The 8,089-nt window shown below is 71.9% G+C and carries 10 protein-coding genes and 1 pseudogene; 8 read left to right on the top strand and 3 right to left on the bottom strand.

Annotation, left to right across the window (positions count from 1 at the left end):
- The 4 genes and pseudogenes from AB0O67_RS35170 to AB0O67_RS35185 form a co-directional block, all read left to right on the top strand.
- A pseudogene (locus tag AB0O67_RS35170) lies at nt 1-128 on the top strand (4-hydroxy-3-methylbut-2-en-1-yl diphosphate synthase); the annotation flags it as partial.
- 199 nt (nt 129-327) lie between these two features.
- Complete coding sequence (locus AB0O67_RS35175; protein ID WP_365459454.1) at nt 328-1,176, top strand: GNAT family N-acetyltransferase; 849 nt, start codon at nt 328-330, stop codon at nt 1,174-1,176.
- 77 nt (nt 1,177-1,253) lie between these two features.
- On the top strand, nt 1,254-1,781 hold the full coding sequence (locus AB0O67_RS35180) for a GNAT family N-acetyltransferase (protein ID WP_365459457.1): 528 nt from the start codon (nt 1,254-1,256) through the stop codon (nt 1,779-1,781).
- Nucleotides 1,782-1,854: 73 nt separating this feature from the next.
- Complete coding sequence (locus tag AB0O67_RS35185) at nt 1,855-3,558, top strand: proline--tRNA ligase (RefSeq protein ID WP_365459460.1); 1,704 nt, start codon at nt 1,855-1,857, stop codon at nt 3,556-3,558.
- Between the two features lie 121 nt (nt 3,559-3,679).
- On the opposite strand, the gene AB0O67_RS35190 is transcribed toward AB0O67_RS35185, so the two are convergent.
- Genes AB0O67_RS35190 through AB0O67_RS35200 form a run of 3 tightly spaced genes read right to left on the bottom strand, consistent with a single transcriptional unit; the run spans nt 3,680 to nt 5,589 of the window.
- Nucleotides 3,680-4,570 (bottom strand): aminoglycoside phosphotransferase family protein, encoded by an 891-nt coding sequence (locus AB0O67_RS35190; protein WP_365459463.1) that lies wholly within the window; start codon nt 4,568-4,570, stop codon nt 3,680-3,682.
- A 27-nt stretch (nt 4,571-4,597) separates the two neighbouring features.
- A complete protein-coding gene (locus AB0O67_RS35195; protein ID WP_365459466.1) occupies nt 4,598-5,062 on the bottom strand; it encodes a ferritin-like domain-containing protein in 465 nt (154 codons plus the stop codon).
- Nucleotides 5,059-5,589, bottom strand: coding sequence for a hypothetical protein (locus AB0O67_RS35200; protein ID WP_365459469.1), 531 nt, complete (start codon nt 5,587-5,589; stop codon nt 5,059-5,061). Before AB0O67_RS35200 ends, AB0O67_RS35195 begins: the two co-directional genes overlap by 4 nt.
- A 194-nt stretch (nt 5,590-5,783) precedes the next feature.
- On the opposite strand from AB0O67_RS35200, the gene rimP reads away from it, so the two are divergent.
- The 4 genes from rimP to AB0O67_RS35220 all read left to right on the top strand — a co-directional run.
- Nucleotides 5,784-6,281 (top strand): ribosome maturation factor RimP, encoded by a 498-nt coding sequence (rimP, locus tag AB0O67_RS35205; protein ID WP_365459472.1) that lies wholly within the window; start codon nt 5,784-5,786, stop codon nt 6,279-6,281.
- Nucleotides 6,282-6,283: 2 nt separating this feature from the next.
- Nucleotides 6,284-7,270: a transcription termination factor NusA gene (gene nusA / locus AB0O67_RS35210; RefSeq protein ID WP_365459475.1), complete on the top strand. Its 987-nt coding sequence runs from the start codon at nt 6,284-6,286 to the stop codon at nt 7,268-7,270.
- 102 nt (nt 7,271-7,372) lie between these two features.
- A complete protein-coding gene (locus AB0O67_RS35215) occupies nt 7,373-7,669 on the top strand; it encodes a YlxR family protein (protein WP_365459478.1) in 297 nt (98 codons plus the stop codon).
- A gap of 150 nt (nt 7,670-7,819) precedes the next feature.
- A partial coding sequence (locus tag AB0O67_RS35220) for a translation initiation factor IF-2 N-terminal domain-containing protein (RefSeq protein WP_365459481.1) occupies nt 7,820-8,089 on the top strand: 270 nt, incomplete at its 3' end.

Here is an 8,089-nt window from a genome sequence, read left to right on the forward strand (position 1 = left end):
AGGTCATCAAGACCGTCCCGGAGTCGAAGATCGTCGAGACGCTGATCGAAGAGGCCATGAAGCTGGCCGAGCAGATGGAGGCGGACGGGGCGGCGTCGGGCGAGCCCTCGGTTTCCGTCGCGGGCTGAACAACTCCCCGAGGGGGCGCGGAAACCTGCGCGACGAGGCACACGGAACCCGCCCCCCAAGCCTCTGAACGACCCGAGACAGTGGGCGCACACCACGGCGCCCACTTCACGGCCGGCGGTGCCTCATGCGGGGCGGCACCGCTCAGCTTCCGCGGGTACAGTGCGGAGATCAGCAGACCCCACCCGTGAGGCCCCGCCCGTGTTGACCCAGACGACCTCCCGGGTCCTCGAACCGAGCGACCTGGACGCCGCGCTCACCATCCTCGACCGCGAGCCGGTGGCCAACGCCTTCGTGACCTCCCGGGTCCAGGTCGCCGGTCTCGACCCGTGGCGGCTCGGCGGCGAGATGTGGGGCTGGTACGAGGACGGCATGCTCACGTCCCTCTGCTACGCGGGCGCCAACCTCGTCCCCATCTGCGCCACCCCGCGCGCCGTCCGCGCCTTCGCCGACCGCGCCCGCCGGTCCGGCCGCCGCTGCTCCTCCGTGGTCGGCCCCGCCGACCCCACCGGCCAGCTCTGGCGGCTCCTCGAACCCCACTGGGGCCCCGCCCGCGAGGTCCGCGCCCACCAGCCGCTCATGGTCACCGACCGGATGCCCACCGGCATCGCCCCGGACCCCTACGTCCGCCGCGTCCGCAAGGACGAGATGGAGACGATCATGCCGGCGTGCGTGGCGATGTTCACCGAGGAGGTCGGCGTCTCCCCGCTGGCCGGCGACGGCGGCCTGCTCTACCAGGCCCGTGTCGCCGAACTCGTCGGCTCCGGCCGCTCCTTCGCGCGCCTCGACGAACACGGCCGGGTCGTCTTCAAGGCGGAGATCGGCGCGGCGACCGACCGGGCCTGCCAGATCCAGGGCGTCTGGGTGGCTCCCGAGTACCGGGGCCAGGGCCTCGCGGCCCCCGGCATGGCGGCGGTCCTCCGCTACGCCCTCGCGGACATCGCCCCGGTCGTCAGCCTGTACGTCAACGACTACAACACGGCGGCGAGACGGACGTACCGAAGGGTCGGCTTCCAGGAGGTCGGCGCCTTCATGAGTGTCTTGTTCTAGACGCCCGCGAAGGCGCGGCCGGCCCCGACCCACCCGCCCCCGGCGGACCACCGAAACCCCCCTGTAAGCTCCCCGCCATGGACCTCGTCTTCGGCCCCCTGGATCTCCCCGCCCACGTAGACGAGGCCCTCGCAGTCCAAGCCGCGGCCTTCGGTCTGGGCTCCGACGAGATCGCCGTCCGCCGCCAGATCGTCCTGCGCCACATGAGCTACCCCGGCGCCCGCGCCCTCGGTGCCACCGCGGGCGATCGCCTCGTGGGCTTCGTCTACGGCATGCCCAACGACCGCGCCCACTGGTGGTCCACCGTTGTCGAGCCCTACCTGCGCGCCCAGCACCACGACGAGTGGCTCGACGACTCCTTCGTCATCACCGAGCTGCACGTCCACCCGCGCCACCAGAACCAGGGCATCGGCCGGACGCTCATCACCACGATCACGGACACGGCGGCCGAACCCCGCTCGATCCTCTCGGCGATCGACACCGACAGCCCCGCCCGCGGCCTCTACCGCTCCCTCGGCTACCAGGACCTCGCCCGCCAGGTCCATTTCCCCAGCGCCCCCAAGCCGTATGCCGTGATGGGCGCCCCGCTGCCGTTGCGCCGATAACCGATTTCCACCGTCCCGTACCGCCCGGCTAACCTCCTTGGCACCACCCTTACGCAGCAGGAGTACGAGAACCATGGCGAACGCATCGGTCCAGCGCATGTCCCAGTTGATGGCGAAGACTCTGCGCGACGACCCGGCGGACGCCGAGGTCCTCAGCCACAAGCTGCTCGTCCGCGCCGGCTACGTGCGCCGGACCGCCGCCGGCGTGTGGTCCTGGCTGCCGCTCGGCAAGAAGGTCCTCGCCAACGTGGAGCGGATCGTCCGCGAGGAGATGGACGCGATCGGCGGCCAGGAGGTGCTGCTCCCCGCGCTGCTGCCGCGCGAGCCCTACGACGCGACCGGCCGCTGGGACGAGTACGGTCAGGAGCTGTTCCGGCTGAAGGACCGCAGGGGCGGCGACTACCTCCTCGGCCCCACCCACGAGGAGATCTTCACGCTGCTGGTGAAGGACCAGGCGTCCTCCTACAAGGACCTGCCCGTGATCCTCTACCAGATCCAGAGCAAGTTCCGCGACGAGGCCCGGCCGCGCGCGGGCATCCTGCGCGGCCGTGAGTTCCTGATGAAGGACTCCTACTCCTTCGACCTCGCCGACGAGGGCCTCGCCCACTCGTACGCCCTGCACCGCGAGGCGTACCAGAAGATCTTCACGCGCCTCGGCCTCGACTACCGCATCTGCGCGGCGACCGCCGGCGCGATGGGCGGCTCCAAGTCGGAGGAGTTCCTCGCCCCGGCCGACGCCGGCGAGGACACCTTCGCGGACTGCCCGAACTGCGACTTCGCGGCCAACACCGAGGCGATCACCTACGAGCTGAACCCGGTGGACGCGTCCGGCGTCCCGGCCGCCGAGGAGATCCCCACCCCCGACACCCCGACCATCGAGACCCTCGCCGCCTCGCTCGGCGTCCCGGCCTCCGCCACCCTGAAGAACCTCCTCGTGAAGGTGGCCGGCGAGATCGTCGCCGTCGGCGTGCCCGGTGACCGCGAGGTCGACCTGGACAAGGTGGAGGCGCACTTCGCCCCGGCGGCGGTCGAGATGGTCACGGTCGAGGACTTCGTGGGCCGCCCGGACCTGGTCCGCGGTTACGTCGGCCCGCAGGGCCTGGGCGAGAAGGTGAAGTACATCGCCGACCCGCGCGTGGCGCCGGGCACGGCCTGGATCACCGGCGCCAACAAGGCGGACACGCACGCGAAGAACGTCGTCGCGGGCCGCGACTTCGAGGTCGACGCGTACGTGGACGTCGTCGTGGTGCAGGAGGGCGACCCCTGCCCCAGGTGCGGCACCGGTCTCAAGCTGGACCGCGCCATCGAGATCGGCCACATCTTCCAACTGGGCCGCAAGTACGCCGACGCCCTCAAGCTCGACGTCCTCGGCAAGAACGGCAAGCCGGTCCGCGTGACCATGGGCTCCTACGGCGTCGGCGTCTCCCGCGCGGTGGCCGCCCTCGCCGAGCAGACGGCCGACGACAAGGGCCTGTGCTGGCCCAAGGAGGTCGCCCCGGCCGACGTGCACGTCGTCGCCGCGGGCAAGGCCCTCCAGACCGAACTCGCCCTGGATGTCTCGGGGAAGCTGGCCGCGGCCGGCCTCCGCGTCCTGGTGGACGACCGCGCCGGGGTCTCGCCGGGCGTCAAGTTCACCGACGCGGAACTGATCGGCGTACCGCAGATCCTGGTGGCCGGGCGGCGTGCGGGCGAGGGCGTGGTCGAGCTCAAGGACCGCAGGACGGGTGAGCGCGAGGAGCTGCCGGTCGACGAGGCGATCGCCCGCCTGACCGCCTGATCCCCGCTCCCGGGGCGAGCGCCGCCGGCTGGCGGCGGCCCGGCGCTCTTCGGTGCCGCTGCGGGTCCGAGCCGGCCGGCTCGCGCTGGCACGTGGTCCGCGGCTCCGTCGGCCCCCCGGGTCACAGCCAGCCGGCGAACTCCAGCAGCAGCTCCGAGTCCTGCACCCGGCCCACCCGCCGGGCCCGGACACCTGACTCCACGGCCCGGAACAGCGTCCAGCCGCGCAGCCGTTCCTGATCCACCTCCAGCGACTCCGCGAGCCGCTTCACCCGCCGCCGGGTCGTCGAGGCGCCCGACGGCGTGGCGATCAGGTCCTCCACCCGGTCCCGGACGAGCCGCGCCAGATCGAAGGCGCACTCGCCGACCACCGGATCGGGCCCGACCGCCAGCCAGGGCATCCGGTCCCCGGAGAGCACCTTGCTCTGCCGGAACGTGCCGTGCAGCAGCCGGTGGTCGGGCGGCGCCGCCAGCAGCTCCTCACGGGCCGCGAGCGCCGCGTCGACCAGCGGGACGAGATCCGGGCCGGCGCTCTTCCGCATCGCCTCCGCCTGCCGCCCGGTGCGCCCGGCCACGGTCTCGAAGGAATGCCCCTGCGGCGGTTCCACCCACAGCTTCCGCAGCGTCCCCGCCGCCTCCAGCAGCGCCTTCGCCTCGGGCAGCGACCGCACCGACATCTCCGGATGCAGCCGCTCCAGCAGCAGCACACCCCCGTCGCCGGGTTCGAGCAGCTGTACGGCCCCCAGGCCGCCCCAGTGCGCCAGCGCGGCCCGCTCGCTCTCCGGGCGGGCCCGGGGCGGGGCCAGCTTCAGCACCGCGGGCGTGCCGTCAGCCCGCCGCACCAGCAGCACCAGGCTGCTCCGGCCGCCCGGCACCTGCACCCGTTCCACGGTCAACTCGCGTAGAGCAACGGCCTGTTGCGCCGCCTCGGGCAGCTTCTCCAGCCAGTCGTCACTGTCCGCCGCCGTCTCACCGAGCGCCCTGACCAGTCGCCGCGGCGGTTCGAAAGCCATACGCGAGACGTCCCCTTCCTGTACGCGTCACGCCGTCGGTGTCGCCGGCACCGAGGCGGCACCGGCCCGCTCGGCGAGCCCAGGGAAGGTTACGCTCCGGCCGTGCCAGCGCACCGCCCGCACCGCCGCTTCCCGCAGCGCCGCAGCGGCCGTGCCCCGCAGCCCGTCGCCGGCCGCCCGCACCAGGTCGGAGTACACCCCGGCCACCCGCTCCTCCAACTCGGCGGCGAGCCGGACCGCCGTCCCCTGGTCGGTCACCTGGAACGGCAGCGCGTACCCGGCGGCCGCGGCCACCGGCTCGGCGCCCAGCGCGCGGACCTGGCGCACCAGGGTGTCCCGCCGGGCGCGATGGGCGTCGTACGCCGTCCGTGCCTCGGTGCGCCGCGCCTCGCCGATGGTCCCGCCGACGACGCCGTAGCCATACACCGCCGCGTGCTCGGCGGCCAGTGCCGCCTGGAGGGCCCGCAGCTCCCCGTCCTTCGCCTCGCTCATGCCTTGCCGTCACCCTCCGTGAGCAGATACGCGTGCGCCGCACCGGCCGCCGCCACCGACGCCAGCAGCCGCGCCAGCTCGCCCGGCACGCCGAGCAGCGCCTTGGCCCGCCGGTCCGCGAGCGTGCGCTCGGCGGCGGCCAGTTCGGCGAGGGCGGCCCGCTCGGTCTCCGGCACCTTCAGTGAAACGTTCCTGGTGCCGCCGGAGGCCGTCGCGGTCGGGGAGGCCGGCGCCGGCACGCCGCCGAACGCCTCCGCGTGCCGCACCGCCGCGTCCCGCAGCGGCCGCAGCCGCTCCGCCAGCCCGGGATGGGCGGCGATCACGGCGTCGTACCGCGTGACCAGGCCGTCGCTGTCCCGGGCCGCACGCGCGCGTGCCCGGTCCGCGGCCGACGGGCTGCCGCCCGTCGTGCCGGAGCCGTCGGGGCCGCCGGAGCAGCCGGTGAGCAGGGCGACGCCCGCGGCGGAGGCGAGCAGGGTCCTTCTGCGCGGCCCCGAGGGCATGCGCGGCGGCAGGGGAAACGGCACGGCTGATGTCCTCGAAGGCTCGTACGAAAGGACTGGGCGGCATGCCCGTGATCACCGTACCCGTGCATGTGTCCGAAACCACTCACCGGCACCGCACAGACACAGGTGGACGGCATCACCGTCCGGGACCGGATACCCTTTCACCAGACACGCGACCTTCCCACAACAGCACACGCGGCCGAGGAGTCACCCGGATGAGCACCACCCAGAGCGAGAGGCTGCGAGAACTGCTCGAACCGCTCGTCACCTCCCAGGGTCTGGATCTCGAGGAGATCGCGGTGGACTCCGTCGGACGTAAGAGAGTGCTGCGCGTCGTCGTCGACTCCGACTCCGGAGCGGATCTCGACCAGATCGCCGATGTGAGCCGTGCGCTCTCGGCGAAGCTCGACGAGAGCGACGCGATGGGCGAGGGCGAGTACACCCTCGAGGTGGGAACCCCCGGCGCGGAGCGCCTCCTCACTCAGCACCGCCACTACGTGCGCGCCATCGGCCGGCTGGTCGGCTTCCAGCTGGCGGAGGGCGGCGAACTGGTGGCCAGGATCCTCACCGTCGATGACGAGGGCGTCGATCTGGAGATCCCCGGGGTCAAGGGGCGCAAGCCCACCGCGCGCAGGATCGCCTTCGGCGACATCGCCAAGGCGCGCGTTCAGGTCGAGTTCAGCCGTAAGGACAAGAAGGAAGAGGAGGCGTAGCCGTGGACATCGACATGAGCGCCCTGCGGGGCTTGGTCCGGGAGAAGGAGATCTCCTTCGACCTGCTGGTCGAGGCGATCGAGGCGGCCCTCCTCATCGCCTACCACCGCACCGAGGGAAGCCGCCGGCACGCGCGCGTGGAGCTCAACCGGGAGACCGGACACGTGACCGTGTGGGCGAAGGAGGACCCCGAGGACCTCGAAGAGGGCCAGGAGCCCCGCCAGTTCGACGACACCCCGTCCGGTTTCGGCCGGATCGCCGCGACCACCGCCAAGCAGGTCATCCTGCAGCGGCTGCGCGACGCCGAGGACGACGCCACGCTCGGCGAGTACGCCGGCCGTGAGGGCGACATCGTCACCGGGGTGGTGCAGCAGGGCCGCGACCCGAAGAACGTGCTCGTCGACATCGGCAAGCTGGAGGCCATCCTGCCGGTGCAGGAGCAGGTGCCGGGCGAGGCCTACCCGCACGGGCTGCGGCTTCGGTCGTACGTCGTCCGGGTGGCCAAGGGCGTCCGCGGTCCGTCGGTGACCCTGTCGCGTACGCATCCCAATCTGGTGAAGAAGCTCTTCGCGCTCGAGGTGCCGGAGATCGCCGACGGGTCCGTCGAGATCTCCGCCATCGCGCGTGAGGCCGGCCACCGCACCAAGATCGCCGTCCGGTCCACCCGTTCGGGCCTGAACGCCAAGGGCGCCTGCATCGGCCCCATGGGCGGGCGGGTGCGCAACGTGATGGCCGAGCTGAACGGCGAGAAGATCGACATCGTGGACTGGTCGGACGACCCGGCCGAGATGGTGGCGAACGCCTTGTCCCCCGCCCGGGTGTCCAAGGTCGAGGTCGTCGACATGTCGGCCCGTTCCGCGCGCGTCACGGTGCCGGACTACCAGCTGTCCCTGGCGATCGGCAAGGAAGGGCAGAATGCCCGACTTGCGGCCCGGCTCACCGGATGGCGGATCGACATCCGTCCGGACACCGAACAGCCGGAGGAATAGATCTCGGCCCCGAGTGGGTTGGATCACGACAGTTATCGGTGCTGCAACTGTTCGATCTCTGCCCCAAAGGGGTGAGGTCGCTACGGGGAGGTAGACTTAGCGGTGTCTGGCCGGACGCGAGCCCGCGCATGCCCGGAACGCACCTGTGTCGGGTGCCGGGAGCGAGCGGCCAAGACCGAGCTGCTGCGCATCGTGGCGATCAAGGGCGAATGTGTCCCCGATCCTCGCGGTACGCTGCCCGGCCGGGGTGCGTATGTACACCCCGCCTTGGTCTGTCTCGACCAGGCGACACGTCGCCGGGCGTTCACGCGGGCGTTGCGCGCCCCGGGATCGCCCGACACAAAGGCGTTGCGCCGGTACGTCGAGCGGACGACAGTTGCCGAGCAGGCAACACGGTAAGAAAACTTGCCGTACGGAACCCCCCGTGCGGCCTGGTACCTCGCGAGTCGAAAGCAGGTCGAGATTGCGATGAGCACTCGATGAGTACGCGATGAGTACGCCCATGAACTAGCGACGGTCCGGCCGCAACCCGGACCTCAGAGGAGCGAAGTGGCTAAGGTCCGGGTCTACGAACTCGCCAAGGAGTTCGGTGTCGAGAGCAAGGTCGTCATGGCCAAGCTCCAGGAACTCGGTGAATTCGTCCGATCGGCGTCTTCGACGATCGAGGCGCCCGTAGTACGCAAACTGACCGACGCCTTCCAGCAGGGCAGTGGCAACGGCAAGTCCGCCGCGAAGCCTGCCCCCCGGAAGGCCACTCCCAAGCCCGGCGCGCCTTCACCGGCGCAGTCGGCGCGTCCGGCCGCACCCAGGCCGGCCGCC

It is taken from the genome of Streptomyces sp. NPDC086077, from assembly GCF_040686175.1.
Taxonomy (GTDB): Bacteria; Actinomycetota; Actinomycetes; order Streptomycetales; family Streptomycetaceae; genus Streptomyces.

Bases quoted from the DNA above. Each gene is read 5' to 3' on its own strand.
- AB0O67_RS35185 (WP_365459460.1), top strand. From the start codon at position 1,855: ATGGCGAACGCATCGGTCCAGCGCATGTCCCAGTTGATGGCGAAGACT.
- AB0O67_RS35195 (WP_365459466.1), bottom strand. From the start codon at position 5,062: ATGAGCGAGGCGAAGGACGGGGAGCTGCGGGCCCTCCAGGCGGCACTG.
- AB0O67_RS35190 (WP_365459463.1), bottom strand. From the start codon at position 4,570: ATGGCTTTCGAACCGCCGCGGCGACTGGTCAGGGCGCTCGGTGAGACG.
- rimP (WP_365459472.1), top strand. From the start codon at position 5,784: ATGAGCACCACCCAGAGCGAGAGGCTGCGAGAACTGCTCGAACCGCTC.
- AB0O67_RS35180 (WP_365459457.1), top strand. From the start codon at position 1,254: ATGGACCTCGTCTTCGGCCCCCTGGATCTCCCCGCCCACGTAGACGAG.